This window comes from Saccharopolyspora dendranthemae, assembly GCF_007829955.1.
Taxonomy (GTDB): domain Bacteria; phylum Actinomycetota; class Actinomycetes; order Mycobacteriales; family Pseudonocardiaceae; genus Saccharopolyspora; species Saccharopolyspora dendranthemae.
The window spans coordinates 176,889-200,753 of the sequence record NZ_VIWX01000007.1 but is presented as its reverse complement, the minus strand read 5'-3'; the positions used below and the strand labels follow the sequence as shown (position 1 = coordinate 200,753).

Genomic DNA, 23,865 nt, shown 5'->3' with positions numbered 1-23,865 from the left:
GACCTCTCGTCGCGGCGGAATAAGCTGAGGGCGTGGAGGAGTTGGGTTCCGCCGCGGAGGTCGCCGCGGCTTCGTCGGATCTGATGGTTCGCTGGGCCGCCCAGGCGCTGGAGCCCGGATATCCGCACGAGCTCGGGAGCGCGTGGCGGCACCGCAGCGCGGTGGCGGTCTTCGCACCTCGCCTGAACCGCGCCGACCGCGTCGTTCACGCCGGCGACGAGGACGACGTCGTGGCGCTGTTGGAGGAGATCTCCCCCGCGCTGTCCGGCCAGAAGGTCCGATTCCTGGCGAGGGCACCGCTGGCCGCGCGGGTCGCCGAACGGGTCGGCCTCGAGGTCCTGGCGACGTTCGGCTGGATGCACCTCGACGCCGAACCGCCGCGGGCCCCCGCTCCCGGGGCCGAGTGGCTGACCGAGGCGGACGTCCCCGACATCGACGCGCTCCTGCGCCGGGCCAACCCCGGCTCGTACCTGTTCCCCGACGATCCTGGCGCCGTGCGCTGGGCCGGGATTCGCGACGCCGACGGCACACCGGTCTCGGTGGCAGGAGACTCCTGGCCCGCCCCCGGCATCCGCTACATCTCCGGCGTCGCGACCCACCCCGCGCACCGGGGCCGGGGCCTGTCGACGCGGCTGTGCACCTTCCTGACCCGGGAGCTGGCCGCGCACGGCGACGTGGTGCTGATGGCCGACGAGGACAACGAACCCGCCCTGCGGGTCTACCGGGGACTCGGCTACCGGTACACCCCGATCTCCGCTAGTCGCTGTTGATGAATGCGGCAGCGCCGCCGTTTCAGGTGTGGGACTCAACCGGCACCGCCGCGGGTTCTGATCGCCTTCGTGGCGAGTACGCCGGGACGCCTCGTATTGGCATACTCAAGGAGCGGCGCACGGAGACCACGAAGGCGATCAGGTTCCGCTACCCACACCGCCACGCAAAACGACTCATGAACAGTTCCTAGTCGCGAATCAGCTTGCCCGGGTTGAGGATTCCGGTCGGGTCGACGGCGCGCTTGGCTGCTGCCAGCACCGAGGTGCCGACGTCGCCGATCTCCACTCCCAGCCAGGGCCGGTGGTCGACGCCGACGGCGTGGTGGTGGCTGATCGTGCCGCGACCGGCGATGGCGTCGCAGGCCGCTTCCTTGGCGCGCTTCCACTGCGCGAGGGCCTGCTCGGAATCGCGCGGCGCCAGCACGGTGAAGTACAGCGAGGCGCCGGTCTCGTAGGCGTGCGAGACGTGGCACATCACGATCGGCGGCTTGCTGCCCGACTGGAGGTTGCGCACCAGCGCGGTGCGCACGGCCGAGCGCAGCTCGCTCAGCCCGCTCCAGTGCGTCGCGGTCTCCAGGGTTTCCACGCACACGCCGCGGTCGAGCAGGGCGTCCCGCTGCCGGGGACCGGAGAACCGGTGCGACTTCCAGGACTCGCCGACCGCCCGGCCCAACCGCACGGTCCGCACGTCGCGCAACGCGCGCAGGGTGGCCGAACGTCGGTGCTTGAGCTCGGCGCGGGACCCCGCATCCCACCCGAGAACCAGCAGGCACGGGTTGCGAATGCCCTTGGCACGCAGGACGTTCGCGAGCGCTCGCGCCTTGAGCTGACCGGCCATCGCGAGCTGCACCTCGGTCTCGGTCGGGTCCGACAACCGCGTGACGTCGGCCAGCACCCGGTCCTGCGCCAGCGCGCGCACGGCGTCGGTCCCGACCTGCCAGCCGTCCACCACGACCGCCTCGTAGCGAGTGCGCCTCGGCGCCGGGCGGACGCGGACGGCGACCTCGGTGATGACGCCGAGACTCCCCTCGCTGCCGATGGCGAGGTGCCGCAGGTCGGGTCCCGCCGCCGACGCGGGTGCGGTGCCGAGCCTCCACTCACCTGCCGGTGTCGCCAGCCGCACGCCCTCGATCATGTCCTCGAACCGCCCGTAGCCCGAGGACGCCTGGCCGGCCGAGCGGGTGGCGGCGAACCCGCCGATGGTGGCCCGCTCGAAGGACTGCGGGAAGTGCCCGAGCGTGAACCCGTGCGCCGCCAGGAGCGATTCGGCCTCGGGCGCGCGCATCCCGGCCTGCAGCACAGCGATCCGCGAGTCCGGGTCGAGCGAGACCAGGCGATCGAGCCGCACCAGGTCGAGGGCGACGACGGCGCTCTTGCCGCCGCGCAGCGCGTCGACGCCGCCCACCACGGAAGTCCCGCCGCCGAAGGGCACCACTGCGATGTCGTGACGGGCGCAGATCTCCAGCGCGCCCTGCACCAGTTCCGGGTCCGAGGGCAGCAGCACCGCGTCCGGGACCGCGAGCTCGGCGCCCTCGCGCCGGCGCATCAGGTCGCTGTAGGACATGCCGCCGGAGCGTCCGAGCCGCGACGCGGTGTCCACGAGCACGTGCGCTTCGCCCAGCAGCGCTTCGAGTTCGGCGCGCGCGGTGTCGGCGAAGGAACTTCCGGGTACTTCGAGCAGGGACGAGGGCACCGCCGGGGTGGTGGTCTCGACGAGTCCGATGCGTTGCCGCAGCCAGCGCAGCGAGGACGGGGACAGTGGCGCGGCGGCCGCTCCGGACGAGGTCCAGCTGCCGCGAAGGGTGTGTTCGATCTGCCCGTTCACAGCTAGAGTGTGACACATGCAGCCGGAATGTCACAGCATCGAGCGCGCTGACTCCCCTCCCGCCGGCACCAGCAGGCGCCAGGCGGCCAACCGGGTCTCCGACACCGACCTGCTGCGGGCGGCGCGCGAGTGCGTGCTCGCCCACGGCGTCCGCCGGACGACGCTCACCGAGGTCGCGCGCGTCGCAGGCGTCAGCCGGATGACGCTCTACCGGCGCTTCCCCGATGTCGGCGGCATGGTCACCACCCTCGTCACGGTCGAGTTCGGCGAGGTCCTGCACCAAGCCCGCCGAGCCGCCGGAACCGGCACCGCGCGGCAGAGCCTGGTCGGCAGCATGGTGCGCGGCATCAGATTGCTGCACGACGCCCCTCTGCTGCAACGAGTCCTGGAAACCGACTCCGAGCTGCTTCTCCCCTACCTGGTCGAGCGGCTGGGCAGCACCCAGGTGGCGGCCGAAGGCTTCATTCGCGAGTATCTGGCCGCCGGGCACGACGACGGGTCGATCCGGCCCGGCGACGTGGCGGTGCAGGCCCGCTCCCTGCTGTTGCTGACCCAGTCGTTCGTCATCTCGGCGCGCCCGGCGGTGAAGGACCTCGAACTCGACGCGCTGACGCACGAACTCGCCCTCCTCCTCGACGGCGCTCTACGGCCAAGGAGCCCTTCATGATCACCACTCCGCTGCCCGCCGGTTCGCTGCGCGCCACCTCGCTGAACTCCGCGCGGTTGCGGACCGACCTGCACGCCGCGGCCGAGCAGGAGGTCGACCTCCTCGTCGTCGGCGGCGGCGTCACCGGCACCGGGGTCGCCCTCGACGCGGCCGCGAGGGGACTGTCGGTGGCGCTCGTGGAGGCCGAGGACCTCGCGTGGGGCACGTCTCGCTGGTCCAGCAAACTCGTGCACGGCGGCCTGCGGTACCTCGCCCACGGCGACGTCGCGCTGGCGCGGGAGAGCGCGGTGGAGCGCAACGTCCTCATGACCCGGACAGCGCCTCACCTGGTGCGTCCGCTCCCCCAGCTCATCCCGCTGCACGAGGAGATCTCGCGACGACAGGAAGTCGTCCTGCACGCGGGATTGCGCGCCGGTGATGCCCTCCGGCGCGCGGCGAGGACGCCGTCGGACGTCCTGCCCGCGCCCAAGAGGATCCCGTCCGCCGAGGCTCTGGCGCTGGTTCCCGGCCTTCGCCCGGCCGGGCTGCGCGGCGGGCTGCTGAGCTTCGACGGCCAGCTCGTCGACGACGCGCGGCTCGTGGTGGCCCTCGCCCGCACCGCCGCCGGGTTCGGCGCGCGCGTCCTCACCCGCTGCGAGGTGACGTCCCTCGACGGCGCGGGCGCCGACGTGGTCGACCGGCGCAGCGGTGAGTCGTTGCGCCTCCGCGCGCGGTCGGTCGTCAACGCCGCCGGGGTGTGGTCCGGAGGACTCGTGCCGGAGGTGAAGCTGAGCCCGTCGCGGGGATCGCACCTGGTCGTCGACGCCGATGCCGCGGGTGTGGCCGGAACCGCCGTCGTGGCGCCGGTCGCGGGCGGCTCCGGGCGCTTCCTGCTGCTGATCCCCCTGCCCGACGGCCGCGCGATCCTCGGGCTGACCGACGAGGCCGCTCCCGGCCCGATCCCGGCCGTCCCGGAGGTTCCCGAGTCCGACGTGGACTTCTTGCTCGCGGGGATCAGGGACGTGCTCGGCGCACCGCTGACCCGCGAGCACGTCCTCGGATCGTTCGCCGGTCTCCGGCCGCTGCTGCAGCGGGACGGCAAGGCCTCGGCGGACCTCTCCCGCCACCACGCGGTGCTGACGTCGGAGGAAGGGATCGTCACCGTCGTCGGAGGCAAGCTCACGACCTACCGGAAGATGGCCGCCGACGCCGTGGACGCCGCGGTCAGCACCTGCGGTCTGTCGGCAGGGCCTTCCCGCACCACCGAGATCGCGCTGGTCGGCGCCGCGCCTCGCCGCCACCTCACCGAGGTGGAGGCTCCCGCCGCCCTCGTCGCCAAGTACGGCACCGAAGCCGCTCGTGTCGCGGCCCTCACCGAGCTCGACCCCGACCTCGCCCGACCGGTGGCAGAAGGCCTTCACCTCACAGCGGCCGAGGTCCTGTGGGCGGTCCGGCACGAAGGGGCCCTTGATTCCGACGACGTCCTCGACCGCCGAACCCGCCTCGGCCTCGACCCCACCGCACGCGCCACGGCGCTGCCCGCGGTCGAGGACATCGTCGCCCGCGCCCTCTCCGGCATCGACCCCACCTGACGAGGAGATGAGCGCAGAAAGGCCCCGGGGCCGGCCTTCTCGGCCGGGCTCTCCGGGGCCCATTGCGAGGTCAGCGGCCGTGGCCACCGACTTGATTCAGGTAACGATTCAGATCAGCGCTGGTCCATCGGCTTGTAGGAGCGCTCCGGCGCACCGGTGTAGACCTGGCGCGGACGGCTGATCTTGCGAGCCGGGTCCTCGATCATCTCGCGCCAGTGCGCGATCCAGCCGGGAAGCCGGCCGAGCGCGAACAGCACGGTGAAGAACTTCGTCGGGAAGCCCATCGCCTTGTAGATGAGGCCGGTGTAGAAGTCCACGTTCGGGTAGAGCTTGCGCGAGACGAAGTAGTCGTCGGACAGCGCCCGCTCTTCCAGCCGCAGCGCGATGTCCAGCAGCGGGTCGTTGGCGCCCAGCTTGGACAGCACCTCGTCGGCGGTCTTCTTGACGATCGCCGCGCGCGGGTCGTAGTTCTTGTAGACCCGGTGCCCGAAGCCCATCAGGCGAACGCCGGGCTCCTTGTTCTTCACGCGCTCGACGAACGCGTCGACGTCGCCGCCGTTGTTCTTGATGCCTTCCAGCATCTCCAGCACCGCGCTGTTCGCGCCGCCGTGCAGCGGGCCGAACAGGGCGTTGATGCCGGCCGAGACGCTGGCGAACATGTTCGCCTCGGACGAGCCGACCATCCGGACCGTCGAGGTCGAGCAGTTCTGCTCGTGGTCGGCGTGCAGGATGAACAGCAGGTCCAGCGCGCGGGCCAGGGTGGGGTCGACCTCGTAGGGCTCGGCGGGGAATCCGAAGGTCATCCGGAGGAAGTTCTCCACCAGGCCCAGCGAGTTGTCCGGGTACAGGAACGGCTGGCCGACCGACTTCTTGTAGGCGTAAGCCGCGATCGTGGGCAGCTTCGCCAGCAGGCGCACGGTGGACAGCTCGACCTGGTCCTTGTCGAACGGGTTGAGGCTGTCCTGGTAGAAGGTCGACAGCGCCGAAACCGCCGACGACAGCACCGGCATCGGGTGCGCGTCGCGCGGGAAGCCGTCGAAGAACTGCTTGAGGTCTTCGTGCAGCAGGGTGTGCCGGCGGATGCGCTCGGAGAACTCGTCGTGCTCCTGCTGGGTCGGCAGCTCACCGTAGATCAGCAGGTAGCTGACCTCGATGAAGTTCGACTTCGCCGCGAGCTCCTCGATGGGGTAGCCGCGGTACCGGAGGATTCCGGCGTCGCCGTCGATGTAGGTGATGTCGGAGTTGCAGGCTGCGGTGTTGACGAAACCCGGATCCAACGTCACCAAACCGGTTTGGGACAGCAGCTTGCCGAGGTCGACACCGGGCGAACCTTCGGTGGGTTGCGTCACCTGCATTTCGTGCTCGCCGGCGTCATAGCGCAGCGCGACGGTACGTTTGGCGGTCACGTCGTCGGGCATTCGGGAACCTCTCGCGCTCGTCAAGGGGGGCGTGGTGACGACCGCGATTGCCAGCCAAGCGGCAGGGCTTCGTGTCGCCCGCGCTCCGGGTCGGGGTGTCCGAACCGTCGCAGCACCACCCCGTTGGGGTCCTGTCAGTAGTCACGCTAGACCGCAAGAGGGCCCCCGCGCAGCAATCGCGTTTCCTCTTTTTTGCAGGTGGGACCACGATCACATCACACTTGCCGGTCGGCGGAGCGCCAATATCGACGCTCCGCCACTGTCCGGCACCACCATCGTGACCACGAGTGAAATCCGATCGGTCTAATCCGGATTCCTTCTTTCGCAGTCAGGCGGTTGAGCTCACGGGGCGTGTTCAGCCCCCACCGGATGGATGTGGCTCACGTGTCCAGCTCCGAAGACCACGGCGGCTCGGCTCCCGGACGCGACACGGTGACCGCGGCCGCTGCCGCGGCGAATGCCAGCGCCTGCTCCCACTGCTGCGGGTCGAGAGCGCGAACCTTCTCCGGCGACAACGCGTCGTTGCGGTGCAGCCAGGCCAGCAGCGCCGCCTGCACGGTGTCCCCCGCGCCGATGGTGTCGGCGACCTGGACCTCGCGGCTGGGCACGGTCACCTCGCCGTCGGCGGTGACGGCGGTGATCCCGTCTCCGCCCCTGGTCAGCACCACCGCGGCCGGACCGCGCGACTGCCACTCGCGGGCCACCTCGACCACGTCGCGTCCTGGGGCGAGCCATTCGGCGTCATCGTCGGAGACCTTGAGCAACCCGACCGCGGGGAGCCAGGAGGCGAAGCGGTCGCGGTAGGCGTCGGGGTCGGCGATGAGGTCGGCGCGGATGTTCGGGTCCAGCGCGATGAACACGCCGCGCTCGGCCTCGCGGAACAGCGCCTTCTCGTAGGTGCTGGCACCGGGTTCGAGCACCATGCCGAGCGTGCCCAGGCACAACGCCGCGGTGTCCGCGGGGAGCGGCTGGTCGGAGACGAAACGCGCTGCGGTGCCCTCGGTGTGGAAGCTGTAGCGCGCCGAGCCGTTGGCCTCCAGGCCGACCACCGCCAGCGTCGTGGGCTCCGGCCCGCGCTGGACCAGCGACGTGTCCACTTCGGACTCGCTCAGCCGCTGCACCATGCGGTCGCCGAACTGGTCCGTCGACAGCTTCGCGTAGAACGCGGTGGGGGCGCCGAGCCTGCCCAGCGCGATGGCCACGTTGTACGGGCCACCGCCGAGCAACGGGTGCAGCGGGCCGAGCTCTCCGTCCGGGGTGGACGAATCCGGCACGAGGTCGACCAGGGCCTCACCGCCGATGACGATCAATTTTCCTCCACTGTGTCCGAATTGGACTTCTCATCCTGGGTGAGCCCACCCAGCAGGAACTGCGACAGCGCGGAGAAGGCGGCGGCGTCGGACAGCCCCGTGCGCTCGCCGACCTCGCCGCGCTGGATGCCGGCGATGGTGCGGCCGACCATCTCGCCGACGAAACCCGCGTGCACCTCGCGGAACACCCCTTGCCGCACGCCCTCGGCGATGAACCCGCGCAACCGGTCCGCGGCGGCGTGGGCGTTGGCCTCGTAGGTGGCGCGGGTCGCGAGGTTGGCGGCCATGTCGTTGATGAACTCCCGCGAGGCCGGCCGCAGCGCCTCGGCGGCGGCGTCGAGGTAGGCGCGCACCTTCTCCCGCGCGTCGTCGGCGGCCTGCGTCCGGCGCTCGATGTCCTCGGTGGCGTTCTTGAAGTAGTGCGCCACGACGCGGACCGCGAGCTGCTCCTTGCTCCCGGCGAGCGTGTAGAGGGTCGACTTCGAGCAGTGCAGCCTGCCTGCCAGGTCGTCGAGCGTGAGGTGGGCGAACCCCTCCGCCAGGAACAGATCGCGCAGCCGGCCCAGGAGGTCGGCCCGCCTCGGGTTCAGCGTCCGCTCGGCTCGGGAGGTGCTCATCGGGAGAAGCCTGCCACAGGAAGCGGAAACCTCCGAGCAGCTCTGTTCACAGTACTGCAGTACCGCCTACAGTACTGTTTGCAGTACGACTCACCGCTACGCACACTGGACGTGGGAGCGCGCCATGACCGTTGACCGTCTGCTTCCGACCGAGGAAGCCGCAGATCTGCTCGCGCTGACCCGCGAGATCGCCCGCGACGAGCTCGCCGGCCGCGCCGCCGAGGACGAGGCCGCCGCGAAGTTCCCGCGCGACGCGTTCCACCTGCTCGGTCACTCCGGACTGCTCGGCCTCCCCTACCCCGAGGAGCACGGCGGCGGAGCTCAGCCCTACGAGGTGTACCTGCAGGTGCTGGAGGAGATCAGCAGCGCCTGGATGACGGTCGGCGTGAGCCTGTCGGTGCACACCATGAGCTGCTTCCCGCTGGCCACCTTCGGCACCGCTGCGCAGCGGGAACGCCTGCTCCCGGAGATGATCGGCGGCTCGTTGCTCGGCGCCTACGCGTTGTCCGAGCCGCACGCCGGCTCCGACGCGGCCGCCCTGAGCACCCGCGCGGAGCGAACCGGCGACGAGTACGTGATCAACGGGCAGAAGGCCTGGACCACCCACGGCAGCGAGGCCGACTTCTACACGCTGATGGCGCGCACCGGCGAGGGAGCGCGCGGCATCAGCTGCCTGCTGGCGGACTCGACCACCTCGGGTCTCACCGCGGGGCCGCCCGAGCACAAGATGGGACTCACCGGGTCGCCCACGACCCCGCTGTACCTCGAGGACGCGCACGTCCCGGCCGACCGGCTCATCGGCGAGGAGGGCGACGGCCTCAAGATCGCGCTGTGCGCGCTCGACTCCGGTCGCCTGGGCATCGCCGCCTGCGCGGTGGGACTGGCCCAGGCAGCCCTGGACCTCGCGGTCGACTACGCGCAGCAGCGCACGCAGTTCGGCCAGCCGATCATCGAGTTCCAGGGGATCGAGTTCCTGCTGGCCGACATGGCCGCGGCCGTCCACTCGGCGCGCGCGATGTACCTCGACGGAGCGCGCCGCCGCGACGCCGGCCGTCCTTTCGGGGAGCAGGCGTCGGTGGCGAAGCTGGTGGCCACCGATGCCGCCATGAAGGTCACCACCGACGCGGTCCAGGTCCTCGGCGGCGCCGGGTACACCCGCGACTTCCCCGCGGAGCGCTACATGCGCGAGGCCAAGGTCCTGCAGATCTTCGAGGGCACCAACCAGATCCAGCGCCTGGTCATCGCCCGCCACCTCACCCAGGCCTGAGAGCGCTGCGGCTGCCCGCCCGCAAGACGTCGCAGGTCAGAGGGGCTTGAGACCCCAGTGGGCCGTCCACGCCTCGCCGGGCTGGAGGGTGAGGAGGTCCGTTCCGGAGTTGAGGGCGTCCGGCGGGCAGGTCATCGGTTCGATGGCGATCGCCCGGCCCCGCCCGGGGAACTCCTCCGCCGTGTAGACCTGGACCCACTTGAAGACCGGGTCCGCCCAGAGCTGGATGCCGTGGCCATCGGGGTCGGTCAGCGAGTGCCGGACCAGGCCCGCGGGGTCGTCCGGAGCCGGGACCGCGCCGCCGAAGGCCGTGTCGAGCCAGACGCCCGCGAGGCGACGGCCGGTGCGGAAGTCGGATTCATCGCCCTGCAGCGCCCGCGGTGGCCGGACGGGCAGCAGCCGGTCGGCGTCCACCGGCAGCACCGTGGAGGCGGCCAGCCGCAGCGTGCAGTCGTCGGTCTCGACGTTGCCCGCGCGCGGGTACGGGTGCACTCCGACACCGAAGGGAACCGCACGCCCACCCAGGTTCTCCACGGTGTGGGTCACGGTGAGGCCGTCACCGTCCACGGCGTAACCGATCGAGGTCAGCAGCGGCACCGGCCAGCCCGGGCGCGGTGAGACGGTCGCCTGCAGCACCACGGCGGAGTCGGTGTGCTCGACGATCGACCACGGCGCGTGGCGCAGCAGACCGTGGATGGCGTTGTCGCGGTCGGGCTCGGTCAGGGCCAGCTGCTGCTGTTCACCGTCGAGGGCCCAGCGCCCGCCCGCGACCCGGTTCGGCCACGGGACCAGCACGTTGCCCGCGGCGGACGGCGGGAGGCGGTCGGCATCGAAGGTCTCGACGTGCGGCACGCCGTCGACGGAGAAGTCGCGCAGAACGGCACCGAACTCGGTGATGACCGCCTTCGCGGTCCCCGAGGTGATCTCGAACTGCCGTCCGGTGGCGGGAAGAGGATCATGCACGCCGCCACTCTACGACCAGGAGGCGGCCCGGTCACCGCGAATCGCGACCGGACCGCCTCCTGCGACGGGGAAACTACTTGGAGAGGGCTTCGGCCTCGAAGTCCGTCTTGCCCTTCACGAAGTAGTTGATCAGCCAGAAGATCACGCCGATGCCCAGCAGGATTCCGGCGATGACGTACTCCGTGCCCGGCCGCCCGGACAGCGGGCTGGCGAAGAACGCGCAGGACAGCGCGCCGAGCACCGGAACCCAGGTGGGGGCCCGGAAGTGGTCGTGCTCGACCTTGTCCTTGCGCAGCACCAGGACCGCGACGTTGACGACCGCGAACACCACGAGCAGCAGCAGAGACGTGGTGCTGCCCAGGTCGGAGATCTCCAGCGAGCTCACCAGCAGGATCGCGATGACGCTGGTGAACAGGATCGACACCCACGGGGTGCGACGTCCGCGGTGCACCTTGCCGAACACGCCGGGCACGACGCCCTCGTTGGCCATGCCGTAGACCAGCCGGCTGGCCATCAGCATGTTGATCAGCGCGGTGTTGGTGACCGCGAACAGCGCGATCAGCGAGAACAGGATCGGCGGGAACCACGGTGCAGCGGCCTGGACCACCAGCAGCAGCGGGCCGTCGGACTCCGCGAGCTCGTTGGTGGGCACCAGCGTCGAGGTGATCAGCGCGATGACCAGGTAGATCACCGCGGTGATGACCATCCCCAGCAGCAGGGCGCGCGGGAAGTTCTTCGCGGGGTCCTTGGTCTCCTCGGCCATGTTGACCGAGTCCTCGAAGCCGACCATCGCGAAGAACGCGAGCGCGGTGGCCGAGGTGACCGCCAGCAGCGGCGAGGTGTCGGCGTCGAACTGCGTCAGCCTGCTGGGGTCCGGGGCGATGTCGGCGCTGTGGCTCCCGCCGAAGATCGCGATCAGGCCGAACACGATCACGATCGCGAGACCGGACAGCTCCACGAAGGTCAGGACGACGTTCATCTTCACCGACTCGCCGACGCCGCGGAAGTTGATCGCCGCGAGCATCAGCAGGAAGCCGAGCGCGACCAGCCACGAGTAGGACTCGATGCCGTCGCCGAAGATGGCCGTCAGGTAGTCACCGCTGAACGCCTGCGCTGCGGAAGCGGCCGAGGTGATGCCCGAGCACATCACCGCGAAGGCGATCAGGAAGGTCACGAAGTGGATGCCGAAGGCCTTGTGCACGTAGAGCGGCGCGCCACCGGCCCTGGGGTACTTGCCGACCAGCTCGAGGTAGCTGAACGCGGTCAGGAAGGCGACCACGAAAGCGACCAGGAACGGAACCCAGAGCGCTCCGCCGACCTTGCCCGCGACCTTGCCGGTCAACGAATAGATCGTGGTCCCGAGGATGTCTCCCACCACGAAGAAGAGCAGCAGTTTCGGGCCCATCACCTTCTTGAGGCCAGGCTCGTGCGCACCGCCGGGCGCATTAACGGTCGTTTCGTTGGCCATAACGGAGAAGTGTGCAGGGTGGCTCCGAGGCTTGTCTTCCCGCCCCTGGTCGAAACGTGCTCCGACGACTGGCGCAAGCGTGAACGGCACTTTCCGCGCAGGTCAGCTCACGCGTCGTCACCGGTGGGCGCCCGGTACTTCCAGAACGCGGGCAGGCACGCTGCGGACAGCGCGGCGGCGACCACGACCAGCACTCCGCCGATCATCACGGCCGCCCGGGTGCCCGCGTAGGCACCGGCCAGACCGTGCAGGGTGTCGGCGAGCCGCGGGCCCCCCGCGACCACGACGGTGAACACGCCCTGGATCCGACCGCGCATCTCGTCGGTGGCCGCCGCCTGCAAGATCGAACTCCGGTACACCATGCTGATCAGGTCGGCTCCGCCTCCGAGCGCCAGGAACAGCACCGCCAGCCACAGCGAGTCCGCGAAGCCGAAACCGATGATCGCCACGCCCCAGGCCATCACGGCGACCGTCACTCCGACGCCGTGCCGCACCATCCGGTGCAACCAGCCGGAGAACAGCCCGAAGAAGAAGGCGCCCAGCGGGATCGCCGCGTACAGCCACCCGAGCGCGGCACCGCCACCGGGCGGATCGCCGAAGGTGCGCTCGGCCATCTCCGGGAACAGCGCGCGCGGCATGCCGAAGACCATCGCGATGATGTCCAGCAGGAACGACGCCAGCAGCACCGCGTGCAGGCCCAGGTAGCGGAAACCGTCGAGCACCGAGCGGAGGCCGGCCTTCTTCGGAGCGCCGTCCTGCGGCGGCAGAGCGGGGAGTCGGAACACCGCGACCAGCGCGAGGCACAGCGCGATCGCATCCACCAGGTACAGCACGGACAGCCCGAGCACGGGGAGCAGGACGCCGGCCAGCAGCGGTCCGACGATCGAGCCGAGCTGGAAGACGGTGGCCCCCAGTGCCTGCGCCGACGGCAGCAGGTGGGTGGGGATCAACCTCGCGATGGCCGCGCCTCGGGTCGGCGAGTTGACCGCGAAGAAGGTCTGCTGCAGCGCGAAGAGCACCAGGACCAGCCACACCGATCTGACGCCGGAGGAGGCGGCCAGCCACAGCAGGACGGAGGTTCCCGCGAGCCCGCCGTTGGTGACGATGAGCAGCTTGCGGCGGTCCACGGCATCGGCGATCGCCCCGCCCCACAGGCCGAACACCAGCAGCGGGACCAGGCCGAAGATGCCCGCCAGTCCGACGTAGAACGAGGAACCGGTGATGTCGAAGAGCTGCTTGGGGACGGCGACGGCGGAGAACTGCGCACCGACGGCGGTGACGATGTTGGACACCCACAGCCGGCGGTAGGCCGGGTACTGCAGCGGCCGGGTGTCGATGAGGACCTTGCTGAACAGCGCTCTGACGCTGCGCCGAGGGAGGGTTCCGCTGTTCTGCCGCACGAGAGCAGCAGCGTAGTCCTTCGCGAAACTAAGGGACCACCGGTTTTCCGCCCGTGTGATGGAGCTCTACGCCGGGCTCCGCGTCACCCACGAGCGACTCAGCGGCTCTCCGGCCGGAGCCGAAGAGCCGCTGAGGGGTCGAGAGGAGCGCCGGGCGCTCGTCACGGTGCGAGGCGCTCGACCGCCCACGTGTCGTCGGTCCGGCGGAAGCGGAGCCGGTCGTGGAGGCGGTCGGGACGACCCTGCCAGAACTCGACGAAGTCGGGACGGATCCGCCAGCCGCCCCAGTGCGGCGGAACCGGGACCTTCTCGGCCTCCCCGAAGCGGCGCTCGATGCCGTTGAGCGAGTTCTCCAGCGCCTCACGACCGTTGACCACCCGCGACTGCGGTGAGGCCCACGCCCCGAGCTGGGAACCGCGCGGACGCTCGCCCCAGTACTCGGTGGTCTCCGACGAGCTGACCTTCTCGACCTCGCCGCGCACGTTGACCTGGCGCTGCATGCCCAGCCACGGGAACGTCGCGGCCGCAACGCGAGTCGACTTCAGGTCGTGGCTCTTGTTGGACGTGTAGTTGGTGAAGAACACCACGCCGCGCTCGTCGAACCCCTTGCACAGCACGGTCCGCGAAGACGGGAAGCCGTCGGGATCGGCGGTGGCCAGCACCATCGCGTTGGGCTCGACCAGTTCGGCCGCGACGGCCTCGTCGAACCACAGCTGCAGCTGCTCGTGCCAGGTGCCGGCGAGCGAGTCCTCGTGCAGAGCACCGGCTTCGTAGGAAACACGCATGGACGGCAACGCGACGTTGGCCTCCGACATCCTCTTCCTCCCTGACTCGTCCGGCGAACGGCACGACTCGACTTCGGCATTCCGGCTCAGCGCCGGACGGTACGGGTTGGACGAGACCGACGCGCGCGACGTCAGTCATTCGCTATGACGGTAAACGGGATCGGAACAGGAGCCGAATCGACGATAGGTCACGATCGATTCCGCAACCGATGCAGTGATCGTTCCCACATCAGCCCTTCATCACCCGGACAGGCGTTGCGCTGCGGTGAGAGCAAGGGAACCTTTCGCTCACCCGAGCCGCTGCGGCGGCACCCTTGACGCCCCCGTGGTGGGAGGTCTTCGGTAGAGCTGCCGCGGGACCCGAGAGCGGCCCGCGGGCCTCCCGACCTGGACCGCCGGGCCCTCAGCACGCGTCCAACGTCCGATTGGTCCGGATGCCCGAGTTGCGGAACGGCAATTTTTCCGGAATTTTTCACGCGAGAGCAAAAGGTTCCATTCACCGCGGGTCAACTCATCCTGGAATTATTTCCCATCGGGCCTCCATTGCTACTTCTTCCTCCCCGGGTGCAGTGTTGGCTCAAACCCCGCCACGTCGCCAGCCATGCGCACGCGCGCACCATCCCTACGACCAGGAGACGAGGCAGCTATGAGCGAATTCCGTCCCGGGTTGGAAGGCGTCGTCGCCTTCCAGACCGAAATCGCCGAACCCGACCGCGACGGTGGCGCGCTGCGCTACCGAGGCGTGGACATCGAGGACCTGGTGGGCACGGTCTCCTTCGGTGACGTCTGGACGCTGCTGGTTGATGGGCAGTTCGGCGGCGGACTGCCGCTCGCCGAGGACGTCCCCCTTCCGGTCCGCACCGGCGATGTGCGGGCGGACGCGCAGGCCGCACTGGCCATGACCGCACCCGCCTTCGGCTTCCAGCCGGTTCTGGACATCGAGGCCGACCAGGTGCGCCAGCAGCTCGCCCGAGCCTGCTCGCTCGGCCTGTCCTACATCGCGCAGTCCGCGCGCGGCGACCAGCCTGCCGTCCCGCACGCCCGCATCGCGGAGGCCACGACCACCACCGAGCAGTTCCTCACCCGGTGGCGCGGCGAACCGGACCCGGCTCATGTGCAGGCCCTCGACGCCTACTGGACCTCGGCCGCCGAGCACGGTCTGAACGCCTCCACCTTCACCTCCCGGGTCATCGCCTCCACCGGCGCTGACGTGGGCGCCTGCCTGTCGGGCGCGGTCGGCGCGATGTCCGGCCCGCTGCACGGCGGCGCCCCGGCCCGGGTGCTGCCGATGATCGAAGAGGTCGAGCGCACCGGCGACGCCCGTCGCGTGGTGGCCGACATCCTCGACCGCGGCGACCGGCTGATGGGCTTCGGCCACCGCGTCTACCGCGCCGAGGACCCGCGCGCCCGGGTCCTGCGCAACACCTGCGACCAGCTGAAGGCCCCTCGCTTCGAGGTCGCCCGCGAGCTGGAGCAGGCCGCGCTGGCCGAGCTGCGCGAGAGGCGGCCTGACCGCCAGATCGAGACGAACGTGGAGTTCTGGGCCGCCGTGATCCTGGACTTCGCGGCGGTCGCGCCGGCGATGATGCCCTCGATGTTCACCGCGGCCCGGCTCGCGGGCTGGTCGGCGCACGTCCTGGAGCAGAAGCAGACCGGTCGCCTCGTCCGGCCGTCGGCTCAGTACATCGGTCCCGCCCCGCGCTCGCCGCAGGACGTGACCGGCTGGGACACCGTCACGCAGATCATCGCCCCCGTGTGAGTCCTCGAGGTGGGTCGGCCGGACGGCCGGCCCACCGGAGGATATTTTTGCGCGCGTGACCGATTCGGCGAAGTTGCACGCCCAGTACGCCGCGGCTCTCGAGGAGGACGCCGCGGGCAGCGACAACCCGTGCGCAGAGCTGGTCGACGCCTCCGGCCAGTGGCACTTGGCCGACGACCACGAGCGCGAGCTCTCGGCCGTGACCAGGGCCTTCGAGGCGGATGACGACTCGGGCCCGCTGAGCGGACGCGGCGCCTACATCGCGTACCTGCTCACCCACGGACGCGCCGAGGAGGCGACGCCGCTGCTGGACGAGCTGCGGCGGAAGCCGAGCGAGGTGGCCATGACCTACATGGACGTCCACGCCGGCTACGCCGCGATCGGCCGGGCCTCCGAGGGGCTGCGCTGGCTCAACGCGGGCGCCAACCACATCGTCCCCTCGCTCGACGAGCCGCTGGACGCGACCGACCAGGGCTACGACCTCCTCCTGGAGCGCAAGCGGGCCAGGAGCGATGCGAACCTTCCCGCCGACGCGCTGGACGAGTTCCTGGACCAGTGCGTCGAGTACAACCAGGAGGTGAGCGACGGGATCCAGCAGCTGTCCGGTGACGGGGGCGACCTCGACGGTCTGGTGGACGCCGACGGGAACCTCATGCTCAGGCACTACGCGGTACCGCTGTGGACCGCGGAGGAGTTCGCCCGCTCGACGCACGAGCACCCGGAGTGGTGGGAGGAGGGCGCGACCCACGAGTCCTACCGCCGCCAGGTGGAGGAGGAGCTCGGCGCGGTCACCAAGGGCGCCTGCCTGGTCCCCACGACCGTGGACGCCGTGGAGGCCTACCTCCGGGCCAACGGCCAGCGTCTGGACTCCAGCATCGAAGCCCCGGACGACTACGCCTTCGAAGAGGCGCACAAAGGGAACTACCTGCCCTGGCCGCCCGGGCGGAACGACGCCTGCTGGTGTGATTCGGGACGCAAGTACAAGAAATGCTGCGGAGCGCCCGGATTCGCCTGATCAATCCGCCTCGAACGGGCCGTCTCGGACACAGTGTGGTTGGCCGGGACGGCGAACAGCAGTAAGTTGCGGTGCGGCAGCGGCCGCCGGACACCGCGCGGTAACCCCGCTGCAACGCTGAGCCGAGCCGGCAATGGCGCCGGCGGACCTGGCCACTGGCGCGCGGGGACGGGCTTCTCCCGGTCACCCCGCACAGTCACCACAACAACGCCCGGAGGCGCCGGAATGACGCAGGCCGAGACCACCGACCCGACCACCTTGAAGCTGCCCGACGAGCTCCAGCCCTCGGACGGCCGCTTCGGTTGCGGACCTTCCAAGGTGCGCCCGGAGCAGCTGGCCCGGCTGGCCGACGAGGGCGCCTCGGTGATGGGCACCTCCCACCGGCAGAAGCCGGTGAAGTCCCTGGTCGGACGCGTTCGCGAGGGCCTGAGCGAGCTGTTCTCGCTGCCCGAGGGCTACGAGGTCGTGCTCGGTGTCGGCGGTACCACCGCGTTCTGGGACGCCGCGACCTTCGGCCTGATCCGCGAGCGCTCGCTGCACCTGTCCAACGGCGAGTTCTCCTCGAAGTTCGCCAAGGCCGCGAAGACGGCTCCCTTCCTCGGCGAGCCGATCGTGGTCTCCTCCGACCCGGGCGACGCCCCCGACCCGGTGTCGGACCCGAGCGTCGACCTGATCGGCTGGGCGCACAACGAGACCTCCACCGGCGTCATGCTGCCGCCGTCCCGCCCCGCGGGCTCGGAGAACGCGCTGGTCGCGGTGGACGCCACCTCGGGTGCGGGCGGCTTGGCGTTCAACCCCTCCGACGTGGACGTCTACTACTTCGCGCCGCAGAAGTCCTTCGCCGCCGACGGCGGGCTGTGGCTGGCCGCGCTCAGCCCGGCCGCGATCGAGCGGATCAACGAGATCGGCGCCTCGGACCGCTGGGTCCCGGAGTTCCTCTCGCTGCCGACCGCGCTGGACAACTCGCGCAAGGACCAGACCTACAACACCCCCGCGGTCGCGACGCTGTTCATGCTCGCCGACCAGATCGACTGGATGAACAGCCAGGGCGGTCTGTCCTGGTGCGACTCGCGCACCCGCGAGTCCTCGCAGCGCCTGTACACCTGGGCTGAGAACTCGAAGTTCGCCACGCCGTTCGTCACCAACCCGGCGAAGCGGTCGCAGGTCGTCGGCACCATCGACTTCGACGACTCCGTCGACGCCGCCGCGATCGCCAAGGCGCTGCGCGCCAACGGCATCGTCGACACCGAGCCCTACCGCAAGCTGGGCCGCAACCAGCTGCGCGTCGGCATGTTCCCGGCGATCGAGCCGGACGACATCACCCAGCTGACCAAGTCCATCGACTGGGTGGTTTCGAAGTTGTCCTGATCACGGTATGCGGCCGCCGAGGCAACCCTGTGAACAGCGGGTTTCCTTGGCGGCCGTTGCCTTTTCACGGTCGCGAACAGCGACGAAGTTGATCACGTCGAGTGATACTCGCAGGAGTTGAGTAGTTCAACTCATTCGCACTCGCAGTCCACGTAGGGCAAGATCGAAGCTGACAGGGCGACCAACGAACGACACGAATACCCGGCGTGCCTCCCGCGTCAAGGCGGCGCGCCGGGTTACTGTCACAGCTTGGTGACATGTAGGTCGGCGGGAGGCTGGCGTTATGCGAGCGCTGCGAGTGGTCGGGCTCGACGAGGACGGTGAATCCGTCATCTGCGAGGACCCGGAGAACGGTGAGCGATTCACCGTGCCCGCTGACGAGCGATTGCGCGCGGCTGCCCGCGGCGACCTCACCAGGCTGGGCCAGGTGCAGATCGAGATGGAACAGCAGATGCGGCCGCGCGAGATCCAAGCACGCATCCGCTCCGGAGCGTCCGTCGCTCAAATAGCGGCCACGTCGGGCCTGCCCGAGCACCGCATCGAGCGCTACGCCTACCCGGTGCTGCTCGAGCGCGCGCAGATCGCGGAGATGGCGCAGCGCGCGCACCCGGTCCGCGAGGACGGCCCCGACGTGCAGACGCTCGGCGAGGTCATCGCCCACACCTTCGGGATGCGCGGCCACGACTACGCCGAAGCCAACTGGGACGCCTGGCGCGGCGAGGACAACAAGTGGGTCGTGCAGCTGGCCTGGCAGGCCGGCCGCTCGGAGAACGGTGCGCACTGGGTGTTCCACCCGGGCGCTCACGGCGGCACCGTCGCCTCGCTCGACGAGCACGCCGTCGACCTGCTCGACCCGTCGCCGAACCGGCCGCTGCGCACGGTCCGCCCGGTGACCGAGCTGGCCCGCGAGGCGCTGCAGCTCGACCAGCAGGGCGCTCCCGACGAGGTGGAGCCCGAGCCTGAGCCGATGCTGCCGGAGCCCCCGGTGGCGCGCGCCGAACCCACGCTCCAGCGCGTCGAAGCGCCGGAGCCGGAACCGGTGGAGCCTGCCGAGCCGACGCTGGACCTGGAGACGCCGGAGCCGATCCAGGAACCGGTCACGGCCGAGACCGAGGCTGCGGAGGACTCCAAGACCGAACCCAAGCGCAACGCCCGCAAGAACCACCCGATCGTCCCCTCGTGGGAAGACGTGCTGCTGGGCGTCCGCTCGCACCGCTGAGCCGCTGAGAACGACGAACGGCCAGGCCTCCACGGGCCTGGCCGTTCGTCGTTCTCCTACCCCAGCGTGCTGAGGAACCCGGCGATCCAGGAGGCGACCAGGCCCGCTGCCGTGCCGTAGGCGACCCATCGCCACACGGGGACGTTCCGACCCAGCCAGATTGACGGCGCGAACCCGGCGGCGATGGCGATGTTGACGAACACGGCGAGGAAGCCGTTGACGTCCGCCAGGCCTTGGGACACGACCACGAGGGTGATCGCGACGATCGCCGCGATCACCGCGCTGATCATCAGCCCCGTCCCCCACGGAGTGGGAGGAACCGGTGCGATGGGCCTCCCCCGACGCCGCACCGCCTGCGCCGAGCGCGGACGCCCGATCTGCGCGAGCTCACCGCTGAACGGGTCGACGTAGCCGATGCGCCCGCCGGTCTCCGCCGCCAGGCGCATCGCCAGCTGGCGGCCGCGCCGGGACACGATCTCACCGGTCTGCGCGGACTCGCCGGTCTGCACCAGTTCGGCCACCGACGCCCACTCGTGCAGTGCGGTCACGAGGGCTTCGGGCAGCCGCAGCCGCGCGGGGTCGTGCTCGGTCCCGTCCGGGCGCGCCAGCACGGCCCGCCCGGACCGCGCGTGCAATTCCCAGCCCGCGTCCATCAGATCCCGCTCAGCGCGTGGAAGGTGACGGCCCCGGCGGTGGCAACGTTGAGCGAGTCGACCCCTTCGGCCATCGGGATGCGCACCGCGACATCGGCGGCCTCGATCGCTTCATCGGTGAGCCCCGGCCCCTCCGAGCCGAGGAGCACGGCGACCCGGCCCTCGTCCAGGCCGGCGTCGCGGAGCGGCGTCGCCTCCGCGCGCGGGGTGAGCGCAGCGATGCGGACGCCCTCGTCGCGCAGCAGTTTCAGATCTTCGGGCCAGGACTCGAGGTGCGCGAAGGGCACCCGCAGCACATGTCCCATGGACACCCGCACGCTGCGCCGGTAGAGCGGATCCGAGCACCCCGCGCTCAGGAGCACCCCGTCCACGCCCAGCGCGGCGGCGTTGCGGAACAGCGCCCCGAGGTTCTCGTGGTCACCGATCCCCTCCAGCACGGCCAGCCGCTGCGACCGCTGGACGAGATCTGCCGGATCGACCACCGGTGCCCGGTCGGCCACCGCGAGCACCCCGCGGTTGAGGTGGAAGCCCACCACCCTCGCCATCACGTCGGCGTCGGCCACGTAGGCGGGCACGTTCAGTCCAGCGGCGGCCTCGGCGAGCTCCTCGATCCGGCGCTGAACCCCGAACAACGCCCGCACCGGGTACCGGGAGGCGATCAATCGCTCGACCACCACCACGCCCTCGGCGATCACCAGCCCGCGCCCGCCAGGCCGATCAGGACGGCGGTCCGCGCGGGACAGATCGCGGAAGTCGTCGACCCGCGGATCGTCCACGTCGCTGATATCGACCCTCTGCGCCACGGTCGGCATTCTCCCATCCGCGCCGCGGGCGGCGGTGACAGGAAGGTTCCCATGCTCACGCCCCGGGTCGTCCGAAGGTGACAGGAAGGTTCCCCTCCTCGTCTCGCCGTCGGCCGGAGTGACAGGAAGGTTCCCATGCTCGCCGGGGTGGCGGGCGGATTCGGCTGGTGGAGGGGGCGATTCCATTTCGTCGTTCGGCGAGCTTCGGGGGTGTGGGCGGAATGGGCTTCTTCACGTGCCATTTCGGATTCGGCCGAGGATTTGTTCAGACCTCCCGCTCCGAACGCGCGGGAGCGTTCGCCGTGATTCGAAGGAATGCGGTGGGAAAGTTCTCGCCCCAACAGACGAGGGGGCGACGCTGCGTGATGCCGAACCCCGCGGGACCGCGTTGGACTGGTTGTCGCCCACTTCGCACCGCCATTGCCCCGATTGCCGGTGCGCGCCACACCGAACAGCGCGCGGCTCTGCTCCCGGCGGCCGAATTGGACGCACTTGAGCCGAATCGAAAAGGCTGAATGCCGCTTCCGGTTGTGCGCGCGCAGCGCGGTGACGGCTGACACCGTATTGGCCGCTGGCTGACCAGGTGGGGATGTGTCACGGTGGTTTACCCAGCGCTGGGCGCTGACGTGCTGCCGATAAAGGGGAGACGGCATGGGACGGCACGTGGACGATCGATCCTTCAAACCGATTGATCGGCAACTCTATCGGAACAAGATGCAACGCGGCCTCGACGCACTGGCCCGCATGCTCGCCGATGGCGAATTCTCCTTCCCCCATCAACAGATGGGGCTGGAGATGGAATTGTGCTTGGTGGACGAGCACATGCAGCCGTCGATGAACAACACGGTGGTGCTGGAGAAAATCAGCGAACTGATTTTCACCACCGAGCTCGGGCAGCAGAACATCGAGCTCAACGTCGAACCGAGGGTGCTCGCGGGTGACAGCGCGCTGCGCCTCGAAGAAGGCGTCAGGGCCGCGCTGCAACGCGCCGACGGCGGCGCTCACGACGCGGGCGCGAAGATCGCGATGATCGGCTCGTTACCGACGCTGCGCAGCCTGCACTTCGATCCCTCGACGCTGACCAGCAACCCGCGCTACTCGGTGCTCAACGACCAGATCATCATGGCCCGCGGCGAGGAGATGCTGCTGGATATGGAGGGAGTGCCGCTCGCGGACGCGGGGCCCGAGCGGCTGCGGTCCTACGCGGATTCGATCGCGCCGGAGTCGGCGTGCACCTCGGTGCAGCTGCACCTGCAGGTGGCGCCGGAGGACTTCGCCGCGCACTGGAACGCCGCGCAGTGCTTGGCCGGGGTGCAGGTGGCGATCGGCGCGAACTCGCCCTTCCTGCTGGGCAAGGCGCTCTGGCACGAGACGCGCGTACCGCTGTTCCTGCAGGCCACCGACACCCGGCCGACGGAGCTGCGCAACCAAGGCGTGCGCCCCAGGGTGTGGTTCGGCGAGCGGTGGATCACCTCGATCTTCGACCTGTTCGAGGAGAACGTTCGCTACTTCCCCGCGCTGCTGCCGGAACCGGAGGAGGAAGACCCGGTCGCCGCACTGGACAACGGGCGAGCCCCGAAGCTCAACGAGCTGCGCCTGCACAACGGAACCATCTGGCGCTGGAACCGCCCGGTCTACGACCTGGTGGAAGGAGTCCCCCACCTCAGGATCGAGAACCGCGTGCTGCCGGCGGGCCCGTCCGTCGTCGACATCGTCGCCAACGCGATGTTCTTCTACGGCGCGCAGCGGGCGCTGACCGAACAGGACCGTCCACTCTGGACGCAGATGTCGTTCGCCGCGGCGGAGGAGAACTTCTACGCGGGCGCCCGGCACGGTTTCGACTCGCACCTCTACTGGCCGGGCTCGGGGTGGGTCACACCCGACGAGCTGGTCCTCCGCCGGTTGCTGCCGATGGCTCACGAGGGCCTGCGGGCGTGCGGGGTCTCCGACGAGGCCCGCACCCGGTACCTCGGTGTCGTCGAGCAGCGCTGCCAGGCCCGTCAGAACGGCGCCACGTGGCAGCGGGACGTCGTCGCCCACCTGGAGGCCGACGGCGCTGATCGCCAGACCGCGCTGTCCTCCATGCTGCGCCGCTACATCGAGCTGGCGGACGGCGGCCACCCGGTCCACAGCTGGCCGACACGCTGACCCCCTCGGAAGCCGTCCACCGGGGACACTTGTGGCCACACCCATTCAATTGCCATAGGGTGGCAACAACCAGAAGGTGTCGACTACGGAGGGAGACTTCGGTGCCCGAGTACGTGCTGCCGGAGTTGGACTACGACTACGCGGCGTTGGAGCCGGCGATCTCCGGTGAGATCAACGAGCTGCACCACAGCAAGCACCACGCCACCTACGTCAAGGGCGCGAACGACACGATCGCCAAGATCGCCGAGGCCCGCGACAAGAACGACTTCTCCTCGATCGTCGGCCTGGAGACCACGCTGGCGTTCAACCTCGCAGGTCACTCGATGCACCTGGTGTGGTGGAAGATCCTGTCCCCGAACGGCGGCGACAAGCCGACGGGCGAGCTGGCCGCGGCCATAGATCAGGACTTCGGTTCGTTCGACAAGTTCCGCGCGCAGATGGAAGCCGTCTCGACCACGATCCAGGGCAACGGCTGGGGCGTGCTGGCGTGGGACCCGGTCGGCCAGCGGCTGATCACCCAGCAGCTGCGCGACCACCACTCGAACCTGTCGATCACCACCACTCCGCTGCTGGTGTTCGACATCTGGGAGCACGCGTACTACCTGCAGTACAAGAACGTGAAGGCGGACTACGTCAAGCAGCTGTGGAACGTCGTCAACTGGGACGAGGTCTCCAGGCGCTTCGACGACGCCCGCAAGGGCCTCAACGGCCTGCGCCTGCCCACGGCCTGACCGGCCCGAGGGGAGCGCGAGCGGCGCAGCCGCGAAGCGTCCACCCGGATTCCGGACGGCGCGCGCCAGGCGAAGCGACCGCTGGAACACCACGGGCTCGGCGGTGAG

Annotated in this window: 20 protein-coding genes; 10 read left to right on the top strand and 10 right to left on the bottom strand. The window is 70.0% G+C overall.

Features of this window, described 5'->3' with window-relative positions; all coding sequences use genetic code 11:
• Positions 1-32 precede the first annotated feature (32 nt).
• Positions 33-770, top strand: a complete 738-nt coding sequence (locus FHU35_RS27620; protein WP_145745051.1) for a GNAT family N-acetyltransferase — start codon at positions 33-35, stop codon at positions 768-770.
• Positions 771-957: 187 nt separating this feature from the next.
• On the opposite strand, the gene FHU35_RS27615 is transcribed toward FHU35_RS27620, so the two are convergent.
• The gene (locus FHU35_RS27615) at positions 958-2,595 is read right to left on the bottom strand and encodes an FAD-binding oxidoreductase (RefSeq protein ID WP_145745048.1); all 1,638 of its coding nucleotides are present in this window, start codon (positions 2,593-2,595) and stop codon (positions 958-960) included.
• A gap of 16 nt (positions 2,596-2,611) precedes the next feature.
• Between FHU35_RS27615 and FHU35_RS27610 the strand changes: the two genes are divergently transcribed.
• Both FHU35_RS27610 and FHU35_RS27605 read left to right on the top strand, forming a co-directional pair.
• A complete protein-coding gene (locus FHU35_RS27610; protein ID WP_145745046.1) occupies positions 2,612-3,262 on the top strand; it encodes a TetR/AcrR family transcriptional regulator in 651 nt (216 codons plus the stop codon).
• Complete coding sequence (locus FHU35_RS27605; RefSeq protein WP_145745044.1) at positions 3,259-4,833, top strand: glycerol-3-phosphate dehydrogenase/oxidase; 1,575 nt, start codon at positions 3,259-3,261, stop codon at positions 4,831-4,833. Before FHU35_RS27610 ends, FHU35_RS27605 begins: the two co-directional genes overlap by 4 nt.
• Before the next feature lie 113 nt (positions 4,834-4,946).
• Here the strand turns inward: FHU35_RS27605 and FHU35_RS27600 are convergent, their stop codons facing one another.
• From FHU35_RS27600 to FHU35_RS27590, 3 genes are all read right to left on the bottom strand, one after another.
• Complete coding sequence (locus FHU35_RS27600; RefSeq protein ID WP_145745042.1) at positions 4,947-6,251, bottom strand: citrate synthase; 1,305 nt, start codon at positions 6,249-6,251, stop codon at positions 4,947-4,949.
• 380 nt (positions 6,252-6,631) lie between these two features.
• Complete coding sequence (locus FHU35_RS27595) at positions 6,632-7,561, bottom strand: carbohydrate kinase family protein (protein WP_145745039.1); 930 nt, start codon at positions 7,559-7,561, stop codon at positions 6,632-6,634.
• Entirely contained in the window at positions 7,558-8,178 is a 621-nt protein-coding gene (locus FHU35_RS27590; protein WP_145745037.1) for a TetR/AcrR family transcriptional regulator, read from the bottom strand. The genes FHU35_RS27595 and FHU35_RS27590 overlap by 4 nt, the downstream gene beginning before the upstream one ends.
• 124 nt (positions 8,179-8,302) lie before the next feature.
• Between FHU35_RS27590 and FHU35_RS27585 the strand changes: the two genes are divergently transcribed.
• Positions 8,303-9,445, top strand: a complete 1,143-nt coding sequence (locus FHU35_RS27585) for an acyl-CoA dehydrogenase family protein (protein ID WP_145745034.1) — start codon at positions 8,303-8,305, stop codon at positions 9,443-9,445.
• A gap of 36 nt (positions 9,446-9,481) precedes the next feature.
• On the opposite strand, the gene FHU35_RS27580 is transcribed toward FHU35_RS27585, so the two are convergent.
• The 4 genes from FHU35_RS27580 to pdxH form a co-directional block, all read right to left on the bottom strand.
• Positions 9,482-10,408, bottom strand: a complete 927-nt coding sequence (locus tag FHU35_RS27580; RefSeq protein WP_145745032.1) for an aldose 1-epimerase family protein — start codon at positions 10,406-10,408, stop codon at positions 9,482-9,484.
• Between the two features lie 73 nt (positions 10,409-10,481).
• Positions 10,482-11,876 carry an APC family permease gene (locus tag FHU35_RS27575; protein ID WP_145745030.1) on the bottom strand — a complete coding sequence of 465 codons (1,395 nt, stop codon included), beginning with the start codon at positions 11,874-11,876 and terminating at the stop codon, positions 10,482-10,484.
• Between the two features lie 107 nt (positions 11,877-11,983).
• Complete coding sequence (locus tag FHU35_RS27570) at positions 11,984-13,276, bottom strand: MFS transporter (protein ID WP_145745028.1); 1,293 nt, start codon at positions 13,274-13,276, stop codon at positions 11,984-11,986.
• Positions 13,277-13,437: 161 nt separating this feature from the next.
• Positions 13,438-14,091 carry a pyridoxamine 5'-phosphate oxidase gene (gene pdxH / locus FHU35_RS27565; RefSeq protein ID WP_145745026.1) on the bottom strand — a complete coding sequence of 218 codons (654 nt, stop codon included), beginning with the start codon at positions 14,089-14,091 and terminating at the stop codon, positions 13,438-13,440.
• Positions 14,092-14,707: 616 nt separating this feature from the next.
• Between pdxH and FHU35_RS27560 the strand changes: the two genes are divergently transcribed.
• The 4 genes from FHU35_RS27560 to sepH all read left to right on the top strand — a co-directional run bounded on the left by FHU35_RS27560 (position 14,708) and on the right by sepH (position 19,422).
• Entirely contained in the window at positions 14,708-15,820 is a 1,113-nt protein-coding gene (locus tag FHU35_RS27560) for a citrate synthase 2 (protein ID WP_246110614.1), read from the top strand.
• A gap of 55 nt (positions 15,821-15,875) precedes the next feature.
• Complete coding sequence (locus FHU35_RS27555; RefSeq protein ID WP_145745022.1) at positions 15,876-16,835, top strand: SEC-C domain-containing protein; 960 nt, start codon at positions 15,876-15,878, stop codon at positions 16,833-16,835.
• A 225-nt stretch (positions 16,836-17,060) separates the two neighbouring features.
• Positions 17,061-18,203, top strand: a complete 1,143-nt coding sequence (gene serC / locus FHU35_RS27550; protein ID WP_145745020.1) for a phosphoserine transaminase — start codon at positions 17,061-17,063, stop codon at positions 18,201-18,203.
• 283 nt (positions 18,204-18,486) lie between these two features.
• Positions 18,487-19,422: a septation protein SepH gene (gene sepH, locus FHU35_RS27545; protein WP_145745018.1), complete on the top strand. Its 936-nt coding sequence runs from the start codon at positions 18,487-18,489 to the stop codon at positions 19,420-19,422.
• A gap of 56 nt (positions 19,423-19,478) precedes the next feature.
• Here the strand turns inward: sepH and FHU35_RS27540 are convergent, their stop codons facing one another.
• Both FHU35_RS27540 and FHU35_RS27535 read right to left on the bottom strand, forming a co-directional pair.
• The gene (locus tag FHU35_RS27540; RefSeq protein WP_145745017.1) at positions 19,479-20,075 is read right to left on the bottom strand and encodes a DUF2537 domain-containing protein; all 597 of its coding nucleotides are present in this window, start codon (positions 20,073-20,075) and stop codon (positions 19,479-19,481) included.
• On the bottom strand, positions 20,075-20,878 hold the full coding sequence (locus tag FHU35_RS27535; protein WP_425474189.1) for a TrmH family RNA methyltransferase: 804 nt from the start codon (positions 20,876-20,878) through the stop codon (positions 20,075-20,077). Before FHU35_RS27535 ends, FHU35_RS27540 begins: the two co-directional genes overlap by 1 nt.
• Positions 20,879-21,529: 651 nt before the next feature.
• Between FHU35_RS27535 and FHU35_RS27530 the strand changes: the two genes are divergently transcribed.
• Together FHU35_RS27530 and FHU35_RS27525 are read left to right on the top strand one after the other, a co-directional pair.
• On the top strand, positions 21,530-23,026 hold the full coding sequence (locus FHU35_RS27530; RefSeq protein WP_145745013.1) for a glutamate-cysteine ligase family protein: 1,497 nt from the start codon (positions 21,530-21,532) through the stop codon (positions 23,024-23,026).
• Between the two features lie 101 nt (positions 23,027-23,127).
• Positions 23,128-23,757: a superoxide dismutase gene (locus tag FHU35_RS27525; RefSeq protein ID WP_145745011.1), complete on the top strand. Its 630-nt coding sequence runs from the start codon at positions 23,128-23,130 to the stop codon at positions 23,755-23,757.
• Positions 23,758-23,865 lie beyond the last annotated feature (108 nt).